19 protein-coding genes and 2 tRNA genes are annotated in these 22,744 nt (G+C 42.4%); 12 read left to right on the forward strand and 9 right to left on the reverse strand.

Translation table 11 applies throughout. The annotated features are described in order from the left end of the window. Positions 1-294 precede the first annotated feature (294 nt). Positions 295-1,695, forward strand: coding sequence for an LLM class flavin-dependent oxidoreductase (locus MSG93_RS07225; RefSeq protein ID WP_324621172.1), 1,401 nt, complete (start codon positions 295-297; stop codon positions 1,693-1,695). A 32-nt stretch (positions 1,696-1,727) separates the two neighbouring features. On the opposite strand, the gene MSG93_RS07230 is transcribed toward MSG93_RS07225, so the two are convergent. From MSG93_RS07230 to MSG93_RS07240, 3 genes are read right to left on the reverse strand one after another with little or no spacing between them, the layout of a single operon-like run. Further along, complete coding sequence (locus MSG93_RS07230; RefSeq protein ID WP_005227764.1) at positions 1,728-2,123, reverse strand: DUF4870 family protein; 396 nt, start codon at positions 2,121-2,123, stop codon at positions 1,728-1,730. A 35-nt stretch (positions 2,124-2,158) separates the two neighbouring features. After that, positions 2,159-2,776 (reverse strand): DUF1294 domain-containing protein, encoded by a 618-nt coding sequence (locus MSG93_RS07235; RefSeq protein ID WP_324621174.1) that lies wholly within the window; start codon positions 2,774-2,776, stop codon positions 2,159-2,161. 9 nt (positions 2,777-2,785) lie between these two features. After that, entirely contained in the window at positions 2,786-3,736 is a 951-nt protein-coding gene (locus tag MSG93_RS07240) for a homoserine kinase (RefSeq protein ID WP_032873571.1), read from the reverse strand. A 101-nt stretch (positions 3,737-3,837) separates the two neighbouring features. Between MSG93_RS07240 and hisF the strand changes: the two genes are divergently transcribed. Next, the gene (gene hisF / locus MSG93_RS07245) at positions 3,838-4,596 is read left to right on the forward strand and encodes an imidazole glycerol phosphate synthase subunit HisF (protein WP_324621177.1); all 759 of its coding nucleotides are present in this window, start codon (positions 3,838-3,840) and stop codon (positions 4,594-4,596) included. A gap of 300 nt (positions 4,597-4,896) precedes the next feature. Here hisF and MSG93_RS07250 read toward each other — a convergent pair whose 3' ends face one another. Then, positions 4,897-5,541, reverse strand: coding sequence for a sterol desaturase family protein (locus MSG93_RS07250; protein ID WP_005227771.1), 645 nt, complete (start codon positions 5,539-5,541; stop codon positions 4,897-4,899). A gap of 116 nt (positions 5,542-5,657) precedes the next feature. On the opposite strand from MSG93_RS07250, the gene MSG93_RS07255 reads away from it, so the two are divergent. Both MSG93_RS07255 and aqpZ read left to right on the forward strand, forming a co-directional pair. Then, positions 5,658-6,665 (forward strand): AraC family transcriptional regulator, encoded by a 1,008-nt coding sequence (locus tag MSG93_RS07255; RefSeq protein WP_324621180.1) that lies wholly within the window; start codon positions 5,658-5,660, stop codon positions 6,663-6,665. A 176-nt stretch (positions 6,666-6,841) separates the two neighbouring features. Then, a complete protein-coding gene (gene aqpZ / locus MSG93_RS07260; protein ID WP_005227775.1) occupies positions 6,842-7,531 on the forward strand; it encodes an aquaporin Z in 690 nt (229 codons plus the stop codon). A 50-nt stretch (positions 7,532-7,581) separates the two neighbouring features. Here aqpZ and MSG93_RS07265 read toward each other — a convergent pair whose 3' ends face one another. The 3 genes from MSG93_RS07265 to MSG93_RS07275 all read right to left on the reverse strand — a co-directional run bounded on the left by MSG93_RS07265 (position 7,582) and on the right by MSG93_RS07275 (position 11,005). Further along, positions 7,582-7,824: a hypothetical protein gene (locus MSG93_RS07265; protein WP_005227777.1), complete on the reverse strand. Its 243-nt coding sequence runs from the start codon at positions 7,822-7,824 to the stop codon at positions 7,582-7,584. 67 nt (positions 7,825-7,891) lie between these two features. Continuing rightward, complete coding sequence (locus MSG93_RS07270) at positions 7,892-8,965, reverse strand: DNA/RNA non-specific endonuclease (protein ID WP_324621184.1); 1,074 nt, start codon at positions 8,963-8,965, stop codon at positions 7,892-7,894. Positions 8,966-9,124: 159 nt separating this feature from the next. Beyond that, positions 9,125-11,005: a potassium transporter Kup gene (locus MSG93_RS07275; protein WP_005227781.1), complete on the reverse strand. Its 1,881-nt coding sequence runs from the start codon at positions 11,003-11,005 to the stop codon at positions 9,125-9,127. Positions 11,006-11,128: 123 nt separating this feature from the next. On the opposite strand from MSG93_RS07275, the gene MSG93_RS07280 reads away from it, so the two are divergent. The 8 genes from MSG93_RS07280 to MSG93_RS07315 all read left to right on the forward strand — a co-directional run bounded on the left by MSG93_RS07280 (position 11,129) and on the right by MSG93_RS07315 (position 21,476). Beyond that, positions 11,129-11,218 (forward strand) — tRNA-Ser (locus tag MSG93_RS07280). Between the two features lie 299 nt (positions 11,219-11,517). Beyond that, entirely contained in the window at positions 11,518-13,521 is a 2,004-nt protein-coding gene (locus MSG93_RS07285) for a class I SAM-dependent DNA methyltransferase (RefSeq protein WP_324621185.1), read from the forward strand. A gap of 2 nt (positions 13,522-13,523) precedes the next feature. After that, positions 13,524-14,852, forward strand: coding sequence for a restriction endonuclease subunit S (locus tag MSG93_RS07290; RefSeq protein WP_324621186.1), 1,329 nt, complete (start codon positions 13,524-13,526; stop codon positions 14,850-14,852). A 140-nt stretch (positions 14,853-14,992) separates the two neighbouring features. Beyond that, positions 14,993-16,030, forward strand: coding sequence for an Abi family protein (locus MSG93_RS07295; RefSeq protein WP_324621187.1), 1,038 nt, complete (start codon positions 14,993-14,995; stop codon positions 16,028-16,030). A 16-nt stretch (positions 16,031-16,046) separates the two neighbouring features. Further along, on the forward strand, positions 16,047-19,319 hold the full coding sequence (locus MSG93_RS07300) for a type I restriction endonuclease subunit R (protein WP_324621188.1): 3,273 nt from the start codon (positions 16,047-16,049) through the stop codon (positions 19,317-19,319). Positions 19,320-19,332: 13 nt separating this feature from the next. Beyond that, positions 19,333-20,682, forward strand: coding sequence for an ISL3 family transposase (locus MSG93_RS07305; protein ID WP_324621189.1), 1,350 nt, complete (start codon positions 19,333-19,335; stop codon positions 20,680-20,682). A 291-nt stretch (positions 20,683-20,973) separates the two neighbouring features. Continuing rightward, the gene (locus tag MSG93_RS07310) at positions 20,974-21,300 is read left to right on the forward strand and encodes a gamma-glutamylcyclotransferase family protein (RefSeq protein ID WP_324621191.1); all 327 of its coding nucleotides are present in this window, start codon (positions 20,974-20,976) and stop codon (positions 21,298-21,300) included. 100 nt (positions 21,301-21,400) lie between these two features. Continuing rightward, positions 21,401-21,476, forward strand: a tRNA-Thr gene (locus MSG93_RS07315). A gap of 9 nt (positions 21,477-21,485) precedes the next feature. Here the strand turns inward: MSG93_RS07315 and MSG93_RS07320 are convergent. Next, entirely contained in the window at positions 21,486-21,908 is a 423-nt protein-coding gene (locus MSG93_RS07320; protein WP_324621193.1) for a GFA family protein, read from the reverse strand. A gap of 7 nt (positions 21,909-21,915) precedes the next feature. Next, positions 21,916-22,743: a class I SAM-dependent methyltransferase gene (locus MSG93_RS07325; protein WP_324621195.1), complete on the reverse strand. Its 828-nt coding sequence runs from the start codon at positions 22,741-22,743 to the stop codon at positions 21,916-21,918. Between the last annotated feature and the right edge of the window lies 1 nt (position 22,744).

Raw genomic sequence — 22,744 nt, forward strand, 5'->3', positions numbered from 1 at the left:
AAGTTAAATATAGAAACTAATCTTTTTATTTAAAATAAACTCAAACCATCACTTATTTATTAAAAAAACAACTAAAAATCAAAAACAAACATCTCAACAAGACCGACTATCACGTTAATACCCTTTAACCGAGAAAAAACAAAATAACATTTTGAATTTAATAAAAATAATCATTAAAAATACAGTGCAAAACCCTGTTAAACCTATTCATGATAAAGTTTTATTTTTTTATGATTAATCAATTCAATAGTTTTTAATTAATATCAATAAAAATCTTTAATTTCGTAAAGACCAATGACTAAGCAAATTAGATTTAATGCCTTTGAAATGAACTGTATTGCGCATCAATCGCCTGGATTGTGGCGCCATCCTCAGGATCGCTCGACCGAATATAAAGACCTCGACTACTGGACCGATTTGGCTAAGATTTTGGAACGTGGCAAGTTTGATGGGGTTTTTATTGCCGATGTTTTAGGTATTTATGATGTTTATCATCAATCGGCAGAACATGCACTCACAGGGGCCGTACAGGTTCCGGTAAATGATCCTTTGCAAATTGTGCCTGCGATGGCGGCCGTCACCCAGCATTTGGGCTTTGGCCTGACCACTTCGATTTCTTTTGAACATCCCTATCCTTTTGCACGGCGTATGAGTACCTTGGATCACCTGACCAAAGGGCGTATTGGCTGGAATATTGTGACATCCTATCTGGAAAGCGGTTCCAGGAACTTAGGCCTTAAAACCCAGGTCAGCCATGATCAACGCTATAATATTGCTGACGAATATTTAGAAGTGCTCTACAAGCTCTGGGAAGGTTCATGGGAACAGGATGCGGTGTTACGAGACAAGGAACGGGGGATTTTTGCCGATCATCGCAAAGTCCACCCCATCAATCATCAAGGCCAATATTTTAACGTTCCCGGCATTCATATTTGCGAACCTTCACCACAACGCACCCCTGTACTGTATCAGGCAGGCGCATCCAGTCGTGGACAATTATTTGCCAGCCAAAATGCTGAATGTGTGTTTATTTCTGCACCGACTAAAGCAGCCGTGAAAAAACTGGTGCAAGGTATCCGCTCCAACCTGATTGAACAAGGCAAAGATCCTCATTCGATCTTGATCTACACCATGCTGTCCATCGTGGTGGATGAAACCGATGCAAAAGCCCAAGCAAAATTCCAAGACTATCAAAACTACGCCAGCTATCACGGCGGACTGACTTTGGCATCCGGCTGGTCGGGAGTCGATTTTTCGCAATTCCATGCAGAAGACAAAGTTGAATATATTCATACCAATGCGATTCAGTCGATGCTGGATTCTTACGTAAAAGCCGATCCAAATCGTGTCTGGACCATTGAAGAGATTGCCAAATTTATCAGTATCGGTGGTAATGGCCCAGTTCTGGTGGGCTCAGCGGCCACAGTTGCAGATCAACTTCAGGCATGGATGGAAGAAACCGATATTGATGGCTTTAACCTGGCCTATATTCTGGCGCATCAAACTTTTGAGGATGTGGTGGAGTATCTGGTACCTGAGCTTCAGCAACGCGGAGTTTATCCAACTGAATATCCCGAAGGAACTTTACGCGAAAAGCTGTTTGGGCAAGGCCCACTGCTGCCTGAGCAGCATCGCGGGGCAAGCTATCGCTATCATTGCACAGCGAAAACCAACATCACGATAGAACTCGCTTAGTCGTTGCACTCAACCAAACGAGTTCTGATCGATTAGCCTTGGTACATCGGCTTGTTGTCATTCAAGGCGATCAAACCACGGATGGCACGATAGACGATCCAGATCCATGCCCCAAAAATCACCGCAAAAGCAAAGGTGGTTGCAGAAATAGCCACCCCTGCAAAGGCAGTACCATTATCCCCTGTCAGGAACAGGAACGAGAACGGGATAAAGGCAATAATATTCCAGGCCAGATACCACCAGAAGGTGCGGATTTGCCAGGTAAAGTGGCTTTCAAAAATTGAGCCTTGGACATCACTGCGTTTAACATAGTTGATGATCAAGGCCACAATGGCCAATAAACCTACCGTAAAAATTGCAAGGATATAAAGGATGTACAGGACCAGAGTCAAAGTACGATTCGGATCTTGATCAACGGAATAATTCATTTCTATTTATCTCCAGTGTCAGACTCCGCTTAATATCAATAAAACACATTAAGTGGAGAAATTAACCAACATATCAATAATATATTAAAGACTATGGTACAGAAATAAATCTTCCGAAACGGTTGCTTTTGTGTTTTATGTCTCAGTTTTCGCTGAGCAAGCCAACCGGCGCACCATCCTCCCAAAGCATCCACAATATGCAAGGTCTGCTCGGGAATACGGCGATTCCCGAGTTGCGCCGCCTCTTTGTCCTGCGCATACAGCCAATAACTCACCACATTCATCAAGCTGACAAATAACAGGGTATACGGCGGCAATAATTTGCTAAAGCTGGCGACCAGCATAAAAACAATATAAATCACAATTGCAATCTGCATGGCCGACCACGGTTTAGTAGCGGTTGGCTTTTCAGCTTTGGCTTTATGCTCAAATACTTGCGAGGCTTTTAAATACACGGCTTGCTGAGCGCGATAACGACCGCGCTCATCCAGAATCACCACATACTCCAGCGCACAACCGATAATCGGCCTTGGCCCCGTGCGAGCAAAGTCTTTAATGTGAATAAAAACACGTTGTTTTTTCGGGTCATTGGGTTGGATAAAGCCATAGCCTTTATCATCAAACCACTCCACTAACCGACCTTGATCGCGCATGATATTTTCCTAAGCTGTGATTCGTTGTAAACGGTCTTGCATCATCATGCGCATTTGTAGCGGATCTTTTTGCAAAATATCGTCGCCGGTACGCCCGTGCTCGGCATTTTTCTGCGCCACCTGCAAACGCATGCTCCAGAAACGACATGCCGCCATCGCCAGGAAGATATTTAAACAGGCCAATTCATCCTCAGTCAGCATACGAATTCCTTGATAGGCAGCCAGGAAGGCATCGGCCTTGGCTTGATCGAGATGGGCTTGTGGATAGGCAGTACAGAAGTCATTGATACTGATCGCAATATCAAATAACCATTCATCTTGATTCAATTCATAAAAATCAAGGATACCTTGCAACTGATCACCTTCAAACAAGGTGTTATCTCTAAACAAATCTGAATGAATAAAACCGGTAGGACGATCTGGATGTTGCTGGGTAATCTGTGCAAACTGCTGAAAAACTTGTGCCAATAAAGCCTGATCGTCCGCATTCATTTGTGGCTTAAGCTGTGCGGCCACATCCGACCAGTATTGATGATTACGGTTAAAATCACGTTCTAAAGGAAAGCCCTGCAAGGCCAAATGCAATTTTGCCTGCGCCTGTGCAATCGCCTGAATTTGCGCAATGCTGGCATCTTCAGGATGCTCGCCCATCAAGCGCGGTGCAATTTGTGCCGGCTTATCGGCAATACTATGAATCGCCTGTCCACTGTGCTTTAACGGTACTGCCACAGGCACACCGGCCTGACCCAAACAATCCAGTACAGGCACCAGTTCGCCTGCCCCTTCAGCGTCTAACTCTTCAAACACCGTTAAAACATATTGTTTCTTTGATTGATCCACCAAAAAATAATTGGTGTTTTGAATACCGCCTTGGATTGGAATCAGGTCAATCACTGCTAAACCATAGGGTTCGGCAAAGGCTTGAACTTCTTCTAAACTCAACGGGGTATAAACCGACATGGAAAACCTGCAAAAAATAGCTGTGAAGTTTGATAGAATACCTGTTCCCTCCATGAAGGTGTAGCACCCCTTTCTTTATTGGCGATTTTTTGGAAAATTTTATGCTCGCAAAACGTATTATCCCTTGCTTAGATGTTGATAATGGTCGAGTCGTCAAAGGCGTTCAATTCCTTGATATTCGTGACGCAGGTGACCCTGTCGAAGTGGCGCGTCGTTATAACGAACAAGGCGCCGATGAAATCACCTTTTTAGATATTACTGCTACCCATCATGGACGCGACACCACCTACCGTACCGTAGAACGCATGGCAGAAAGCGTGTTTGTACCGTTAACTGTCGGTGGTGGTGTCCGTAAAGTTGAAGATATCCGTTTATTGCTCAATGCCGGTGCCGATAAAGTCAGTATCAACTCGGCAGCGGTATTTACCCCTGAGTTTGTACAGGAAGCCTCGCAACGCTTTGGTGCTCAATGTATCGTGGTCGCGATTGACGCAAAAAAAACCGGCGAGAACAAGTGGGAAATTTTCACCCACGGTGGCCGTAAGCCGACCGGCATCGATGCGATTGAATGGGCCGTAAAAATGGCCGACTTCGGTGCAGGCGAACTGCTGATTACCAGTATGGATGCCGATGGTACCAAAGCAGGCTATGACATTGCCTTGATGCGCCAGATCAATGACCGTGTCAATATTCCCACCATCGCTTCAGGCGGTGTAGGTAATTTACAGCATTTGGCTGACGGTATTTTAAGAGGTGGTGCAGATGCAGTGCTGGCGGCTTCTATTTTCCACTTTGGTCAACACACCATTCCAGAAGCAAAACAATATCTTGCGGCACAAGGTATTGAAATGCGACTCTGATACATCAGGGATAGAAACATGAACCTCTCTAATGAGAGGTTTTTTATGGAAAGCTTTTTACAGGCAAAAAAATACCTTGCTGGGCAAGGTAAGAAACGGCGTTATATAACGCTAGAGGGTAAAACATACATATCCATTTTGAGCAAAATATAGTCAAATATTTTGTCTGAGCTAAAGTACCGCTAAAATCTGTAGAAATATTGACATTAAAAACCATTTTTATTGACAATTTACGACAAATTTTTTGGTTTTCCCATCATGAATCGCTGACCAAACCCGTATGCTGTTTTATCGGTCGCTTTAAGCCACCGCATCATCGGTTTGATCTTGCGACGGCACTGCTGTGACCAGTTTAGGTTTGTGCTCCACCCATTTTACCGGGAAAACAGCCTCTACTGCTTGAGTCAGTGTTTTAGACAATACTGCGGGCAAACGGAGACCCAATGGATTGGCCTCTTTTAAGTCTGCAGATGAGACCACACGGGTACCCATCACATAATCAAACCATGGTCGGGTCACACACCAGTTGGCATCCTGATTGGAATTCATGTGATGATCATAATGCCAGGGAATGGTTCGTTTGGCCCAATCCGGTTCCAGATGCGCACGTCGGTGTACATAATAATAATTGCCTGCACTATATAGCGCCGCCAGAGACATACCTTTTGAAATGGGATAGAAGGCCACACTGGCAACACCGGCCACCACCGCCAATGACATGATTTCATTACGCGTGCGCCAATGCTCAATACCTTCTACATAACAGTCGTCAGAGAACTGCTGCTTACGCACTTCACGGTGATGGGCCCAGTGCGACTCCATACTTTTCGGCACTGGACTATAGCGTGGCTGACCGGGACGATGTACGCCATGCAAAATGTATTTATGGGCAAACCATTCAAATGCGTTCGCCACTGCCAAGCCTGCGATAAAACCCTTAATCATGGTCTTCTCCCCTATATTTGCTTATTTTTATTCAGCATATAAATTTTGATAGGCGAAGTATTGACGATAGGCTATAGTTATATTGACAAAACACGACAAGCGAACAGGTGGACAGGATGTCACAGCTCAAGCACTATACCGGCTCTGTTTTTGGTGGTTTGGGGCATTTGTTAAAAGCCTATTGTGAAGCAGAACAGATTGCCATTCCGGAACAATTACAGCAGGTTCAAAACCTAGAGCGCTTTGATTATGTGATTTGGCGGGATCTGTTAGAAGATCTAAATCGACTACATCCGAAGAGTGGCCTAGGCTTGGAAATCGCCGCCTATGTGCAGCCCAAACATCTGGGAATTATTGCCTATCTAGCCTTGTCCTGTGAAAATCTGGGCGAAGCTTTAGCGCGTTATCATGACTTTCATCGCCTGATTTATGATGGCAGTCCTTTGGTGGTCGAATTCAATGATCGCTACGCCTCCATCCGCTGGGAAGCGCCTGAACCGCATCCCACCCAACTGACCGATGAAATTGCCATTGCGCTGATGGTGCAATTTCTCAAGCTATTTATGTCCGGTGACGTAATTCAGCTGCATGAAGTGCATTTCGTCAATACTGCACCGAAAAACATCAGCATTTATGAGCAGTATTTCCACTGCAAAGTCCGCTTCGATCAGCCTAAAACACAGTTACTGCTTCCGGTCAGCGAGGCATTTAAACCCTTACGTAGCGGTGATCACACCTTACAGCAACTGTTGTTGCAGCAAGCCCAAGCCTTGCTGGATAAATTGCCCAATTCGACCCAACTGGATCAACGTTTGCAACATGCCATTTTGACCGGCCTGCAAAAAAACCAATATCAGCTCGATTTTATTGCCGAAAAGCTGGGCCTATCCGTGCGCCAATTACAGCGTCATTTACAACAACAACACACGACTTTTCAGCAACGGGTGCAACAGATGCGTTTTATGCTGGCCACTGAATATCTTAAGGATCCGCATCTCAGTTTGCAGGAAATTGCGCTACTGCTGTGTTATTCGGAACAAAGCGCTTTTCAGCGTGCTTTTAAAATCTGGACCGGGCAAACCCCGCAACAGTGGCGAAACAACAACACAATTTACAATTCTTAATAAAATTACCCATGAACTAACGGTTTCACAACTGATCCATTTTTTCACACGTTTTATACAAGAGCCTATATACCTATGTGAAATAGTTCACACTTTTTCACACGGTTGACACATATCCATAATAACGTTTTGGATGCTTGTTTTTTTTATTTTTTAAAACATGTTTGGTGATAACAATGAACAAATATTTAGCAGAATTTCTTGGTACTTTTTGGCTTGTTTTTGGTGGTTGTGGTAGTGCTGTACTTGCAGCAGCATTTCCAGAGCTTGGCATCGGCTTTCTTGGTGTAGCACTTGCTTTTGGTTTAACTGTATTAACAGGCGCGTATGCCTTTGGTCATATTTCAGGTGGTCACTTTAACCCGGCGGTCAGCGTCGGTTTATGGGTCGGCGGGCGTTTTAATGCCAAAGACCTGGTGCCCTATATTATTTCTCAGGTGATTGGTGGTGCGCTTGCGGCATTCGTGCTGTACATCATCGTACAAGGTCAGGCCGGTTTTGCCGGTACAGGCGGCTTCGCCACCAACGGTTATGGCGAACTTTCTCCAAACCACTTCTCTGTGGCTTCAGCATTTCTGATTGAAGTCGTACTCACAGCCTTCTTCCTGATCGTGATCATGGGTGCAACAGACCGTCGTGCACCCGCTGGCTTCGCACCGATTGCAATTGGTTTGGCCCTCACCCTGATCCACTTGATCAGTATTCCAGTGACTAATACTTCTGTGAACCCGGCACGTAGTACTGCGGTGGCTTTATTTGCGGAAACTGCGGCGCTTAGCCAGTTGTGGTTATTCTGGGTTGCGCCAATCATTGGTGCCATCATCGGTGCAGTGATCTATAAAGTTGTGGGCAGCGAGAAAAACTAAGCGCATCACACCGCATAAAAAAAACAGCCTGCATCGGCTGTTTTTTTTATTTATAAAAATGGATTTTCAATGTCCTGTTCCAGTTGACGCTCAATCTGTTCAGGCAGCTCCTGTTTCTCCAAGGCCGCCACCACCTCATTGATAAAGCCTTGTAATGCCTTTGCGGTTTTTAAACCTGCCTGATCTTTGGTGATTTGCAAATTGCCGTACAAGCTCACACAATCCACCTGATTTTCCAGGGTCAGATCATAAATTGCTGACGACTCATCACCATGTTCAAAAGGTTTAAACATCTTTCTCTCTCGTTATTGTTGTCTCTCACCCAACATGAGCCAAGCACGATCACTTTGCAAGCGTTTCTTAGCGCAACATTTGTAAGAAATACTGTACCAAGGCATTGATCAGTTGGTTAATCATGGCCTGTTTGGTCTGTTCATCAATCTGCGGCAACTTACTGCCTGCCGACTCAGTCGATTGTGAGGTAAATTGACGCTGCTGGGCCTGAATAGCATCGGTCTTGGCCTCTTCCGCACACTGACTTTGCCCATCCCAATGTGAATAGCTAATGTCCTTGTTCGGCTTCACCTGTTGCGCAGACAACGGTAACTGATAGACATTGCGTTTCTGCTGCTCGGTCAATTGCGGGAATAAATTAATTCCCAGCTTTTCTTCCAGATAGCAGACACTCACCACTTTAACCTGCAGTGAATTATTATTTGGCGCATAGTAGGCACCAATAATGCCCTGCTTGGGCAAATACACCGCTTTATACACCGCGGTCGGGACAATCACCCCTTTACCAATGGTTTTCAGGCGTTTGCCTTCAAAGATTGGTCCGGTGAGCACATAAGCATCTTTATGCTGTTTGGTGACCATGGAACGTACGGCTTCTTCCAGTTTGCGCCAGACTTCCTGATTATTTTTCGGTGCTTGCGGCACCATATTGGCAAGGGAGAAACTGTCATACTGGGCTGCGGTATTGTTCATGTCTCCGTTAGGTGCCATATGACCACGGTCATAGCCGGAACCACGATAATCCGATAACAACGCGCGATGCGCCAACTGCACCCGGGTTTCTTCATGGAAATTATCTTCACGTTTGATTTTGACACTTAAACGTTCAGGGGTGAGATATTCCGCTGACCACAACGGCGTTTTGGAGATGCCCGAATACATCACATTGAAGTCGTTAAAACACAAGGCATAACTGTCTTTTTTCAGACTGTCCTTGCTCAATAATGGCGGAACATCACGATAGAACGGTTTTAAACAGGCGCCATTACTGGACTGGAACGGAATCAGTTTCGAAATTTTTTCATTGCCAAACGCAATCGCAAAACTTCCCGTCGCGACTGCAGCCAGCACAAGCTTTCCAACATTCTGGCTCAAAAAAGCAAATGGTGTTTTACCCTTTCTGGTTGGTTTCTTCGCCATAACTACATCAAAATCAATATGAACGCGCAGCTTAACAACTCAAAGCCTTGCTGTATATTGGGTTTCAGCCTAGAGCGACATTTTATGTCGCAAATCTGTACACTTGCTCAACAGACAATAAAAAAGGCACTTTAACGTGCCCTTTTTATCGACTTAAACTTAAATTTCGATCTGGCTGCCCAGTTCCACCACACGGTTGGTCGGGATCTGGTAGAAGTCACTGACCGGACTGGTATTACGCTGCATCGAGATAAACAGCTTTTCACGCCATGGTGACATGCCATCACCAACGGTATGCACAATACGGTCTCGCGAAATGAAGAAACTCATTTGCATCATATCGAACTCAAAATCCAGCTGCTTATAGGCCTGTTCCAGCGCGACCGGAATATTCGGCTGGTCCTTGAAACCATAATAGACATAGATGCGATAAAAGTGCTCATCCAGCTTTTCCACTTTTAAGCGGTCGGCTTCAGCCACATACGGAATATCCTGCGTATAGACCGTCACCATCACATTGCGCTCATGCAGCACCTTGTTGTGCTTGATGTTATGCAACATCGCATGCGGCACAATATTCGGGGTACCAGTCAGGAAAATCGCTTCACCTGGCACATATTGGGTTTCTTTGCTCATGCCAATACTTTTAATAAATAATTCAATCGGCAAGGCATTGGTTTCCATGCGGTTATACACGATTTCACGACCACGTTTCCAGGTCATCAGAATGGTATACACCACCACACCTATCAGGATTGGTACCCATCCGCCAGAGAGGATCTTTAATGAGGTTGAACCGACAAAAATCAGATCTATGATCAGGAATGGCACCGCAAACAACGCCACTTTCCATGCAGGCCAACGCCACACGCCATAGGCCAGCGTCGAGATCAGGATGGTACCGCAGAGCATGGTCATGGTCACCGCAACGCCATAGGCACTGGCCAGTTCGGCACTGCTTTCAAACAGCAGAATCAGGATCACCACCGAGATAAACAACACCCAGTTAATGAAAGGCAAATAGATCTGGCCCTGCTCTACATCAGAGGTATGGTGCACGGTGAGACGCGGCAAATAGCGTAACTGCATGGCCTGATTGGCCATCGAGAACACACCGGTAATCACCGCTTGAGAGGCAATCACCGCTGCGGCAGTTGCCAGTCCGATCATCGGGAATAAAGCCCAGTCAGGCACCAGCAGGTAAAACGGGTTTTCAATCGCCTTGGCATCACGCAACAGTAAGGCGCCCTGACCTGCATAGTTGAGCAGCAAGCACGGCAAGACCACGATAAACCAGGCCAGCTTGATCGGCATCCGTCCAAAATGCCCCATATCGGCATAGAGCGCTTCACCACCGGTCATGGTCAGGATCACCGCACCCATGGTAATAAAGGCAACGGTCGGCTGGTCATAGACAAAATGCAGCGCCCAGTAAGGATTGACCATCATCAATACATACGGGGTCTGAATGATGCTCCACAGGCCAATCAGGCCAATGGATGCGAACCATAATAAGGTGATCGGTCCAAAGAATTTGCCCATGGTGGCAGTACCATGTCGTTGCACCATAAACAAAGCGGTTAAAATACCGAGCGCAATCGGGACTAACCAGCGATCCAGAGTGGGTGTGATCAGACTCAGGCCCTCAATCGCCGACAGTACCGAAATGGCTGGCGTAATAATGCCGTCACCAAAGAATAGCGATGCCCCGATAAAGCCCAATGCGATCAGAAAGATTTTATTCTTGTTGCTAAATACATTAGAACGCAGGTTTAACGCCAGCAAAGACATGATCCCGCCTTCGCCATTGTTGTCTGCACGCATGATCATCGACACATATTTAAAACTGATGGTCAGGTTCATGCACCAGAAGATCAGGGACAGGATGCCGAGGATCGATCCTTCACTGATATCCACATGTCCTGTGACAAAGCATTGCCGTATCGCATAGAGCGGACTGGTCCCAATGTCTCCAAATACCACCCCTAATGCTGCCAGCGTCATCGCGGGCAATGCGGCTTTTTTTGCAGTACTTTGCATATTATGTCGCTTCAAACTAAAACGTTATATGGCGCAATCTTATCATTAGCCAAAAAGTTTTTCTGCAAATCTGTTCATCACAACTTGGCAGCCCGCATTTTTTTGGTTACTATCGCACACCTTGGTGAGGTGTCCGAGTGGCTGAAGGAGCACGCCTGGAAAGTGTGTATACGTTTGCGCGTATCGAGGGTTCGAATCCCTCTCTCACCGCCAGAATTTTGATGCATGTGTTTGCATGAAATGAGAAAGCTTAAATCGAAGGATTTAAGCTTTTTTTTGTTTATATCATATTTAGCTTAAGCAAAATTCTCTAAAATTTTAAATAGCTATTTGCAATATAAGGTGGGATTTTCATAAATCTCACCTTATTTTTTTACTCAACAATTCGAATTTTTGCAATCTAAGGTTGAAACTCTTTAAGCAAATCAATTTTAAAATCTGCATTCTAAGGTTGAAAAGCCTGCATTAATTACATAGTATTTAATCATTGCAAAATAAGGTTGAAAATCAAAATGGCTTCTGCTCCAAACAATACTGAATCTACACTGGCAAGTTTTATTTGGAGTAATGCAAATGATCTTTGGGGTGATTTTCCGCATACAGAATTCGGTAAAATCATTTTGCCCTTTACTGTATTAAGACGTTTGGAATGTGTACTTGAGCCAACTAAAAATGTCGTTCTCAATACTTATAACCAATTCAAAGATCAAGGCATGATGATGGATGACATTCTCAAGAATGTGAGTGGGAATCCGTTTTACAATACCTCTAATTATAATTTATCTAATTTAGGTGGAACAAAAACAAAAGCCAACCTAGAAGATTATATTGCTAACTTCTCAGATAACGTCCGTGTCATCTTTGAACAATTTGATTTTGCGAATACGATTAATAAATTAGCCAAAGCCAATTTGCTTTTGCGTATCTGTAATAACTTCGCCACCATTGATTTGCATCCAAGCGTTGTCCCTGACCGTACCATGAGTAATGTCTATGAACATTTGATCGCACGTTTTGGTGCGGAAGTGGGTACAGGATCAGAGGACTTTATGACCCCTCGTGATATTGTGCATTTAGCAGCGACTTTATTGCTTGAGCCTGATAATGATTTGTTTGAGCAAAAACAAGGTTTAATTCGTACCGTGTACGATCAAACCTGTGGTACTTCCGGTTTTTTAACCGATATGATGAACTATGTGGAAAGTTATAAAGATCGATATAGTGTTGCTCCCGTACTTGTACCGTATGGTCAAGAATTAGAACCTCAAACACATGCTGTTGCATTGGGTTCAATGTTACTTAAAAAATTAGAATCAGACCCAAGCCGTGATTTATCACAAAACATTAAACAAGGCAGTACTTTAAGTAATGATCATTTTTCAGGTCAGCGTTTTCACTACCAATGCTCCAACCCGCCTTTTGGTAAAAAATGGGAAAAAGATGCTGCTGTAGTACAACAAGAGCATAATGAAAAAGGTTTTTCAGGGCGTTTTGGTGCTGGTTTGCCAAAGATAAGTGATGGTTCGATGCTGTTCCTACAAAACCTTATTTCTAAGTTAGAAAAGCCTGAAAATGAAGGTGGTCGTGGTGCGATTGTGCTATCAGGTTCACCACTTTTTAATGGTGGTGCGGGTTCGGGTGAATCCGAGATTAGACGTTTTATTTTAGAAAATGATTTTCTTGAAGCGATTGTGGCATTACCGACAGATATTTTCTTCCGTACAACTATTGGTACCTACATTTGGTTGATCTCAAACCGTAAGCCTGAACACCGTAAAGGAAAAGTACAGCTTATTGATGCTACAGGCATGGGTGCAACCATGCGTAAAAATGAAGGTAACAAGCGTAAATTTGTCGATCAAAATTCGATTGATGAAATCACACGTATTTATGCCGACTTCCAAGAAAGCCCGATCAGCAAGATTTTTGACTATACCGACTTTGGCTATCGCAGAGTAAAAGTATTACGTCCGTTACGCATTGATTTAGTTTTTGATGCTGAAAAACTTAACGTATTTAAAGAAGCTAAAGAATTTAGCAAGTTATCAGACAGTGACCAGAGTGTAGTAGTCGCTTATATTGATCAGCAGTTTGGCGACAGCAAAGACTATGCTTGGTTTGAGAATACATTCTTGAAAAATCTGCCCCTCAACAAAGTAAGTAAAGGCTTTAAAAATGCCTTGATCTCTGCGTTTGGGGTGCAAAATCCTGATGCCGATGCCGTTGAAATTAATGGTGAAGTGCAAATGGATAACGACCTCACCGATTATGAAAACATCCCATTAAATCAAGATATTGCTACATATATGGAAAAAGAGGTATTACCTCATGCTCCTGATGCGGTGATTGATACTAGTTATACCGATAGCAAAGACGGTCAAGTCGGTGTAGTGGGTTATGAAATTAACTTTAACCGTTATTTCTATGTGTTTGAGCAGCCACGCCACCCAAATAAGATTATGGCTGAAATTAAAGAGCTGTCTGCCGAAGTCGCACAATTACTTGGGAGGATTTAATCATGCAATTTAAAGAATATCCAAGTTATAAAGCTAGTGGCGTGGAATGGTTAGGTGATGTACCTAACCATTGGAATCTGAAAAGATTTGGTTATATTTTTGATGAAAACAAAAAGAAAAATATTGGTCTAAAAGAAATCAATGTTTTATCTTTAAGTTATGGAAACATAAAAGAAAAGAATATTGATGATAACAAAGGTTTATTGCCTGAATCCTTTGAAACTTATCAAATTATTAAACCGAATGACATTGTTTTCCGTTTTACTGACTTGCAAAATGACAAACGTAGCTTAAGAAGTGCTATATCAAAATATCATGGGATTATTACGTCTGCATATATTTCTGTAACAACTAAGCAAAATGCAGATTTTTATAATTATTTATTTCGAGCGTACGATTTACAGAAAGTATTTTATTCAATGGGCGAAGGTATGCGTCAATCTTTAAAGATGGACGAATTAAATAAAATGCCTGTGGTTTTACCGAACAAGGATGAACAGAAACACATAGTTTCATTCCTCGACACCGAAACTGCCCGAATTAACAACCTCATTAGCAAGCAAGAAAAGTTAATCGAGCTTTTGGAAGAACAGCGTAAGTCGATTATTTCTCATGCTGTAACTAAAGGGTTAAATCCAAATGCACCAATGAAAGATAGTGGTGTGGAATGGTTGGGGAATGTACCTGAGCATTGGGAATTAACACCCATAAAGCATTTGGTAAAAACACAAAAAGGTTTTGCATTTTCTAGTCATCTTTTTAAAGAAGATGACAATGGTATAGGTATAACAAAAGCCTCTGACATTAAAAATGGCTCTATTTTAGAAGCAAGTACTTTTATAGATAAAGATCAGTTTGATGAATATAAAAAATATCAGTTATATACTGACGATATTATTATTAGTACGGTTGGTAGTACACCTGAAGTAAGTAACAGTGCTGTTGGGCAAATTGGATTATTACCTGAAGATTTAGAGGGCTGTTTGTTAAATCAGAATACTGTGATTTTCCGTTCTAAGCCTTTAATTGATCAAGTTTTTCTCTATTATACATTATTGTCAAAAGCATATAGAAATTACTTGGATTTATTCGCACACGGAACGGCAAACCAAGCAAGCTTAAGTATCGTAGATATGCTAGCATTTTCATTACCATTACCACCTAAAAATGAGCAATCAGATATAGTTTTATATATTAAGAAGAAATCATTTGTGATTAATCGACTTATTCATAATCAAAAACAGCTTATTGAAAAACTCAAAGAATATCGCTCATCCATTATCTCCCATGCTGTCACAGGAAAAATTGACGTACGGGAGTTAAGCACATGAATTTTTCACTAAATTGTAAATCTAGCTTTACTTTTGGTCGATCATATTGCATGATTCTTATCAACATACCTGCCATGCCTCTGTTCAAGTTCACTTGTTCACGCACAAATCGGCAGGTTTTTTTTGCCTGAGAAATTGTGATGGTTCAATTCACTAAACAAGCAAAAACTAGCCAAGACCATATCACAACATGGCAACAGCGTGGATTAGTCATTCCTGATCTTGCACGAGCAGACCGTTATCTCAGTTTTATAGGCTACTATCGTTTATCGGCTTATACCATTCCTTTTCAGCAAGCTGTCACAGCCAATTCAAACGTATTGCATCAATTCAAAGCTAATACTACATTTGATGATGTACTCAACCTATATATCTTTGATCGAGAGCTAAGGCTCTTGGTCATGGATGCGATTGAACGTATTGAAGTGGCAATACGGGCACAAATTTGTAATGTACTGTGTCATCAATCGGGTGATGCTTTTTGGTACACCGATGAACAGCATTTTAGTCCGAACTATGCCCACATGCGTTTACTTGCTAGTATTGAACGGCAATTACTGGATGAAAAAAGCCGTTTAGAGCGTGATGAAAAAGCCATTGATAAACGTCCACTTTCGCAAGCTGATAAAGATGCTTTGAAAGACAAGGTTCGTAAAGAAAACTTCTTACGCCACTACTTATCTAAATATGACAGCCCGAAATTACCGCCATCATGGATGATGATCGAAATGCTAACCTGGGGTGAACTGAGCCATCTCTATGTTGGGCTAAAATCCAATCCTGCAAAAAAACAAATTGCCCAGAATTTAGGACTGCATGCCGAAGTCTTGGAGTCGTGGCTGAAAAGTCTCAATGATGTGCGTAACCTATGTGCTCATCATAGCCGACTGTGGAATAAAGAACATGGTCGCAGCATCAAAATTCCAACTTCAAATGCGATTCAATGGTTGCACAACCCTGTGACCTTGAGTAATACCTCAATCCGCTATGAGAAGCGCACCTATATGCTTTTGGTGGCAATGCAAACTTTACTTTATATGATCAGCCCAAATTCTACATGGGCAAAACGACTCAAAGATTTAATTGAGCAGTATCCATCACTATCCAAAGCCAATATGGGAATGCCTGAGCTATGGCATCAAGACCCATTTTGGCAACATGCATTACAACAGAATTAAGAATAAGGGGAATCGCATGAATATATTGTCAGACAAAGCCCATTACGAAAGTCATTTAGAAGCCTACATTGTAGAAAAGCTGCAAGCACAAGGATGGGTGGCAGGACAAAGTAGAAACTATCATACTGAGTATGCGCTCTACCCCGAAGATTTAATCACATGGATTCAAACCACACAGCCTGGAAAATGGGAAAAATTACAAGCCCTCAATGGCGGTAATACTGAGCAACGTATCATTGACCGATTGGATGATGAACTAAATAAAAAAGGCACAATCCATATCTTCCGTAATGGCTTTAGCATGGCGGGTGCAGGCACAATCGACCTTAGTGAGAGTGCACCCGAAGATGGACGCAATCAAGCCGTCATTGACCGCTATAATGCGAATATTCTACGAGTTGTACCTCAACTCAAATATCATCCATCCAAAGATGCAGGCATTTTAGACCTTGTATTTTTTATTAACGGCTTGCCGATGGCAACAGTAGAAATTAAGACCGAGTTTAACCAGTCTTTAGAAGATGCCATTGAACAGTACAAAAATGACCGTAAGCCGATAGACCCAAAAACAAGACGTAAAGAGCCACTACTCACCCCGAAACGTGGTGCAATTGTGCATTTCGCTTTGTCTGAATCTGAAATTGCCATGACCACCGCTTTAGATGGTGAAAGCACTTATTTCTTGCCGTTTAATAAAGGCAATGAAGGTAAAGCAGGCAATCCTCCTGCGAATGCATCCAAAGGTGAAGATTACCCCGTGGCGTATTTTTGGGACTATGTCTGCCAACGTGATAATTGGCTGAAAATTTTCCATAACTTTGTTTATGTGGAAAAGAAAAACAAAGTTGATCTATATGGTAATTGGACAGTACAGGAACGCTTAATTTTTCCACGTTACCACCAGTTTGATGCAGTCAATAAAATCATTGCCGATGTGCAAGACAAAGGCATAGGACTGAATTATCTGTGTGAACATAGTGCAGGCTCAGGTAAAACTTCAACCATCTCTTGGGTGTGTCATTCATTGGTGCGCTTACGTCACAATGACGGTACTCCATTTTATAACTCTGTCATTGTGGTGACAGATAGAACGGTACTAGATGATCAGTTACAGGAAGCGATTCAACAACTCGACCATCAAAAAGGCTTAATTGCTGCCATTAACCGCGATGACAAAGAACATGCAGGAAAATCGAAAAGCAAACAGCTTGAAGATGCCCTATTGTCTAATAAACAGATCATTATTGTAACGATTCAAACCTTTCCACATGTAATGGAAGCGATTCTGACCAATACCAGTTTAAGCGACCGTAATTACGGTATTGTGATTGACGAAGCGCATACCTCTCAAACAGGCTCAACAGCATCAAAACTACAAGCGACTTTAGCGCTACAGTCGGGTGAAGCGATGGCTAACCTGACGATTGAGGAATTGCTTGAGCAGATTCAAAAAGCCCGTGTGCAATCAAAAAATATCAGTCACTTTGCCTTTACTGCCACCCCGAAACACTCGACTAAAATGCTATTTGGGCGTACCAAAAATGGTGAGCCTGCAAGTGATGAAAATTTGCCTGAATCCTTTCATTTGTACCCACAACGCCAAGCGATTGATGAGGGCTTTATTTTAGATGTACTGCAAGGCTACGTGCCTTATAAAACTGCGTTTAAACTGGGCGGTGATGCGGTCGATGATGATAAACGAGTCAATTCTAGAGCAGCAAAGAAAGCCTTAGCTCGTTGGATGACTTTACACGCCACTAACGTCACGCAAAAGGTACAGTTTATTATTCAGCATTTTCACCACAATGTTGCCAATTTACTCAATGGTCAAGCCAAAGCCATGATTGTGACCAGTTCACGACCTGCGGCAGCACGTTATAAAATTGCCTTGGAAAAATATATTGAAGATAACCCTGAATACAGTGCCTATCGTGTTTTGGTGGCATTTTCGGGCAAGCTCACGGGCAAACAGATCAGTCATGAAGCGGATGCTGATATCGAAAGTGGTGCGTTATTTCAAGTCGGTGAAGATAGCGAATTTACCGAAGCCAGTATGAATGCCGATGCTCCTAATTCTGACTTGCGCATTGCCTTTGACCGCCCTGAATATCGCTTAATGGTGGTGGCGAATAAATTCCAAACAGGTTTTGACCAACCTAAACTCTGCGCCATGTACCTTGATAAAGTGATTGCCAATGAGGTTGAAGTGGTACAAACCTTGTCACGTTTAAACCGCACCACGACAGGTAAAGATCAAACCTTCGTCATTGACTTTGTAAATGATCCTGAATGGATTTTAGAGTGCTTTGAAAAATACGATAACGGGGCAAAAATGGTTGATGTGCAAGACCCCAATGTGGTTTATACCATCAAAGATAATATTGAAGAGCTTGATCTGATTACCGAAGATGACTTAGTAGAATTTAAAGCGGCTCGTTTTAAAACTATCCGTGATATTAGCAATCATAATTTTAAAGAAACCACCCATCCTGACCTATTTAAATCGACAGATCGTGTTGCTCGACTGTTTAACCAAAAGCTAAAAATGCTGAAACAGGCGATTGAGCTACAAGAAATAGCGTTCGATCAGGCTAAAGCAGATGGTAATGATGAAGGCGCGGAAAAAGCCGAATTTGAGCGCAAGCAATTGGACGTAGAATTACAAACTTTAATGCGCTTTAAAGGCAATTTAGATAAATTTAGCCGTATCTATTCCTATGTAGCACAGTTGATTGACTTTGGTGATCCTGAACTTGAAAATTTCTCGGCATTTACCAAATTGTTATCTAAACGATTAAATGGACTGTCAACAAAAGAAATTGATATTTCAGGCTTGGTGCTGACTGGCTTTGGTATCTTTAAAAAGAAACTCAAAACCGATGGTGGTGCAGACGCCCCCCAACCATTAGCTCCAATCCAAGGCACAGCCAATGGTGATGTTCAACCCACCAAAATGACCTATCTCAAAGAAATCATCGAGCTTATTACACACATTTTCGGAGATATTTCCACACGTGAAGAACAAGTGGTTTATATCAATCATCTACTCACTATTCTTCGAAAAAATGATGTGGTCATGGCTCAGATTGAAAACAATCCTGAATCTACTGCTTTGCAAGGTAATTTGCCATCAGCAACCAAAGCTGCAATTATTCAGGCACTGACCTCACATCAAGATTTATCGGCATTGTTGCTCAAGACCGATGCTCAAGCAATGCAGAACGTGATCAAGGTGCTGTATAAGTTGCTTAAAGAGGATGAAACTATTGATGTACATCGTCTAATGTAAATGGAGTATTGGCATGATTGATATTCTGCAATTGGATGGCGTTCAACCCATAGATTACCGCAATGAAGATAGCTGTATTGTAATTACCGTACAACCAAGCGGTGATCATTTGGAAACATGTCCTAAATGCGGTGGGCGCTTATATAAGCACGGTCAGCGTATCAATCAGTTTGCTGATACCCCTTTACAGATGCAGCCTGTAAAACTTGAGGTGGTACGGACACGCTATCGCTGTTCTGAATGCAAAAGCATGATCACGCCTCAACTTAGCTTCTTGGATGAAAAGCGTAGAGCGACAAATCGGCTGATTCAACAGGTACGCAAGCATAGTTTAGATAAAACGTTTACACAGCTTGCTGAAGATACTGGTGTAGTCGTGAATACTATTAAAAATATTACTCTCGATTTCGTGGAGGAATTAGAGCGAGATATTAAGTTTGAAACTCCAACGATTATGGGTGTTGATGAACTTAAATTGATGGGGACATATCGCTGTGTCATTACCAACCTTGCTATGAACAGTTTGTATGACATGCTGCCTGAAAGGACTCAAGATACCTTGGTGCCATACTTCGCCAAACTGCCTGATGCAGACAAAGTAGAATGGATTTGCAGTGATATGTGGCGACCCTTGAAAAAATCATTCCATCTGCATCTACCCAATGCCAAGTTGGTCATTGATAAATTTCATGTGGTGAGAATGGCAAGCGTAGCCTTAGATACTGAGCGTAAATCTTTACAAGGTCGTTTGGACCGTGATGCCCGACTGAATATGAAAAAACATTTGCGATGGATATTGCTTAGACGACCAAATTCATTGACCGAAGATCAACAAAGGATTTTAGGAAATTTAGAAAAATGGCATCCTGAATTTAAGGAAGCTTATGATCTCAAAGAACAGTTTTATAATATATATGAAGCAACAACTAAAGTCGATGCGATACAAAAATTTTATGATTGGGAAAGTAATATTCCCAAGCATTTAAAGTCTTTTCGTGACGTTGCTAAAACTGTGAATAATAACTTTGAGGATATATTCACCTACTGGGATGCACCAATTAGAATTACCAATGCTTATACTGAGGGACATAATGGTATTACAAAAGTAGCGAACCGAATGGGGCGTGGCTATACTTTTGAAGTTCTTCGAGCAAAAATGTTATATAACAAAGTAGCTCGATCTATTACAACTTTAACGACTCCATCATCTTCATTAAAACCAAGCAAAGATTATGAAGGCTTAGCTGAATTTCCAACCAAGCAAGAGAAAATTAAGTTGGAATATGGTGCGTATATTCCAACCCTAGTTGAATTGTATGGTGATGATGAATATTTGGATGAAGAGCTAATTTCAACCATATAATGCAAATAGCCTTTTAAATTAAAGATCAATTCGAATTAGTTTAAGAATCTTCTAAAGTCCGATTGGGAAAACTATATTCAAACCTACTGCATTGTCTCTGATTGCAAATAAAGATTGGTGTAAATTCGACTATCGACATCTATAGCATATAGCAGAAAAGAAAAAGCATCTTTTATTTAATATTCAAAATTTAGGAAAAATTAATTCTAACTTTGATAATGTATCTATAAACACATGCTCTTTTTATCAAAATTTTGCTACCCTACCTCTTTTACTTCCCTAGCTTTCACTATGCTCAGTTTATTTGTTTACGGGACTCTAGGACCCAACCGTCCCAATGCCCATATTATGGAAAATATTGGTGGTACATGGGCAGAGGCACATGTATTTGGTACGCTCAAACAACAAGGCTGGGGAGCAGAACTCGGCTTTCCAGGGATTATGCTCGATCAGACGGATAACAAGGTCTCTGGCTTTGTCTTTTTCTCAGACAATCTAGTACAACACTGGCAAGCACTGGATGAATTCGAAGGTGCAGGCTATCAACGTGTGCCTGTTAAAGCCCATTTAAACACAGGCGAAATCATTGATTCCTTTGTTTATGCGCTAAATCATTAAGATGCAACTGGCGAAAATTCCATAGGCCCATTAAATTCATCCGTTTGCTTATTTTTTCGCTTGTTTTTTTAAACAGATTCTGTAGAATTCTCGCCACGTTGCCGGCATAGCTCAGTTGGTAGAGCAACTGACTTGTAATCAGTAGGTCCACAGTTCGAATCCGTGTGCCGGCACCATTTCTCGCTTTATTCTCTTTTCTTCCCCATCATTTTCTCAAAATGCGAAATATCCGGATTTAACAGATCCCATTCATTGGCATGACTCACAAAACATTCTGCTTGTGGTTGATACAGATTTGGATCATCCAGCGTTCCTGCACGAATTGAAATCATCTCCGGTACCAGCTCAGGCAAACCAAACATTTGCGACCCACAAGTTGGGCAAAAAGCTCGGCGAATCGGCTTGCCAGACAATCCCAGAGATTCAAAATATTTCAGTTCGCCTTCAATTTTCAGTTCAGATTGATGAAAGAATGCAATCGGCGCATAGGCACAGCCCGTAGCCTTCTGGCAATCACGACAATGACAATTAAAACGGTAACGTGGCGCGACTTCCGCCTGATAGTTCACCGCCCCGCACAGGCATGAACCTTTATATTGATTTGGCATCTTGTTCTCACTGTTTTACTGCACTGACCTGAATATAACGTACTAATCCATCCTGATAGAGTTTTCGGCACAACTTGGCAGTCATCTCGATTTTGAAATGGGCAAAATCAAAACCATGCTTTTCAGCTTTTCGCGACTCAATATATTGAGCAAAACCCTTTAACACCGGTTCGGAAAAATCCTGAATCTGAATTTCACCAAAACCCTGCTGCGCCAAGGTCTGCTCAAGCTGCTGCTGATCCAGCAGCTGCTGCCAATGCACATCGGCACCTTTTAACAGATAGCGATATTGCTGCTGTTGAAGATATCCACAGTTTGCCCAGTTCTCTGACCACATCAAGGTATGAAATGCGATTCGGCCTTTTGAATTTAAAACCGGGCACACGGCATCGAGAAATGAATTCAAATCACTGTGATAAGCCGCATCGATACACAGCACCGCATCAAATGAATTCAAAAGTGGCAGTGCTTTTAAATTCAAAAAATTTTCACAATAAATTTGCACTTGCGGTAAGTATTTTTGAATTCGTTGTACACAGGCAGATTGGAGTTCAACTGCGCTGAGTTGTTGAATCTGGTATTGCTGTAACCAGTGTAATAGACTCGCTCCTTGTCCACAGCCCAGATCTAAAACACGATCTGTTGATTTGAGTTGTAGCGAAGCAGCGATCTGATCGGCCAGACTTTGGCAAGCCAGCGCATAGTCCTGCTGCTGGTCCTGCCAAAAGCCCAAATTGCTCCAGGCAAGCGCTGCGTCATCTCCGAGATGCCCGGCATCAATGGCATATTTATGCCCGATGACTTTTTCAATCAGTGCCTGCTTGAAGGAGCGCATA

The sequence above is a fragment of the Acinetobacter sp. IK40 genome (genome assembly GCF_035615075.1).
GTDB lineage: Bacteria > Pseudomonadota > Gammaproteobacteria > Pseudomonadales > Moraxellaceae > Acinetobacter > Acinetobacter courvalinii.

Bases quoted from the DNA above. Each gene is read 5' to 3' on its own strand.
- MSG93_RS07225 (WP_324621172.1), top strand. From the start codon at position 295: ATGACTAAGCAAATTAGATTTAATGCCTTTGAAATGAACTGTATTGCG.
- MSG93_RS07230 (WP_005227764.1), bottom strand. From the start codon at position 2,123: ATGAATTATTCCGTTGATCAAGATCCGAATCGTACTTTGACTCTGGTC.
- MSG93_RS07235 (WP_324621174.1), bottom strand. From the start codon at position 2,776: ATGCGCGATCAAGGTCGGTTAGTGGAGTGGTTTGATGATAAAGGCTAT.
- MSG93_RS07240 (WP_032873571.1), bottom strand. From the start codon at position 3,736: ATGTCGGTTTATACCCCGTTGAGTTTAGAAGAAGTTCAAGCCTTTGCC.
- hisF (WP_324621177.1), top strand. From the start codon at position 3,838: ATGCTCGCAAAACGTATTATCCCTTGCTTAGATGTTGATAATGGTCGA.
- MSG93_RS07250 (WP_005227771.1), bottom strand. From the start codon at position 5,541: ATGATTAAGGGTTTTATCGCAGGCTTGGCAGTGGCGAACGCATTTGAA.
- MSG93_RS07255 (WP_324621180.1), top strand. From the start codon at position 5,658: ATGTCACAGCTCAAGCACTATACCGGCTCTGTTTTTGGTGGTTTGGGG.
- aqpZ (WP_005227775.1), top strand. From the start codon at position 6,842: ATGAACAAATATTTAGCAGAATTTCTTGGTACTTTTTGGCTTGTTTTT.
- MSG93_RS07265 (WP_005227777.1), bottom strand. From the start codon at position 7,824: ATGTTTAAACCTTTTGAACATGGTGATGAGTCGTCAGCAATTTATGAT.
- MSG93_RS07270 (WP_324621184.1), bottom strand. From the start codon at position 8,965: ATGGCGAAGAAACCAACCAGAAAGGGTAAAACACCATTTGCTTTTTTG.
- MSG93_RS07275 (WP_005227781.1), bottom strand. From the start codon at position 11,005: ATGCAAAGTACTGCAAAAAAAGCCGCATTGCCCGCGATGACGCTGGCA.
- MSG93_RS07285 (WP_324621185.1), top strand. From the start codon at position 11,518: ATGGCTTCTGCTCCAAACAATACTGAATCTACACTGGCAAGTTTTATT.
- MSG93_RS07290 (WP_324621186.1), top strand. From the start codon at position 13,524: ATGCAATTTAAAGAATATCCAAGTTATAAAGCTAGTGGCGTGGAATGG.
- MSG93_RS07295 (WP_324621187.1), top strand. From the start codon at position 14,993: ATGGTTCAATTCACTAAACAAGCAAAAACTAGCCAAGACCATATCACA.
- MSG93_RS07300 (WP_324621188.1), top strand. From the start codon at position 16,047: ATGAATATATTGTCAGACAAAGCCCATTACGAAAGTCATTTAGAAGCC.
- MSG93_RS07305 (WP_324621189.1), top strand. From the start codon at position 19,333: ATGATTGATATTCTGCAATTGGATGGCGTTCAACCCATAGATTACCGC.
- MSG93_RS07310 (WP_324621191.1), top strand. From the start codon at position 20,974: ATGCTCAGTTTATTTGTTTACGGGACTCTAGGACCCAACCGTCCCAAT.
- MSG93_RS07320 (WP_324621193.1), bottom strand. From the start codon at position 21,908: ATGCCAAATCAATATAAAGGTTCATGCCTGTGCGGGGCGGTGAACTAT.
- MSG93_RS07325 (WP_324621195.1), bottom strand. From the start codon at position 22,743: ATGCGCTCCTTCAAGCAGGCACTGATTGAAAAAGTCATCGGGCATAAA.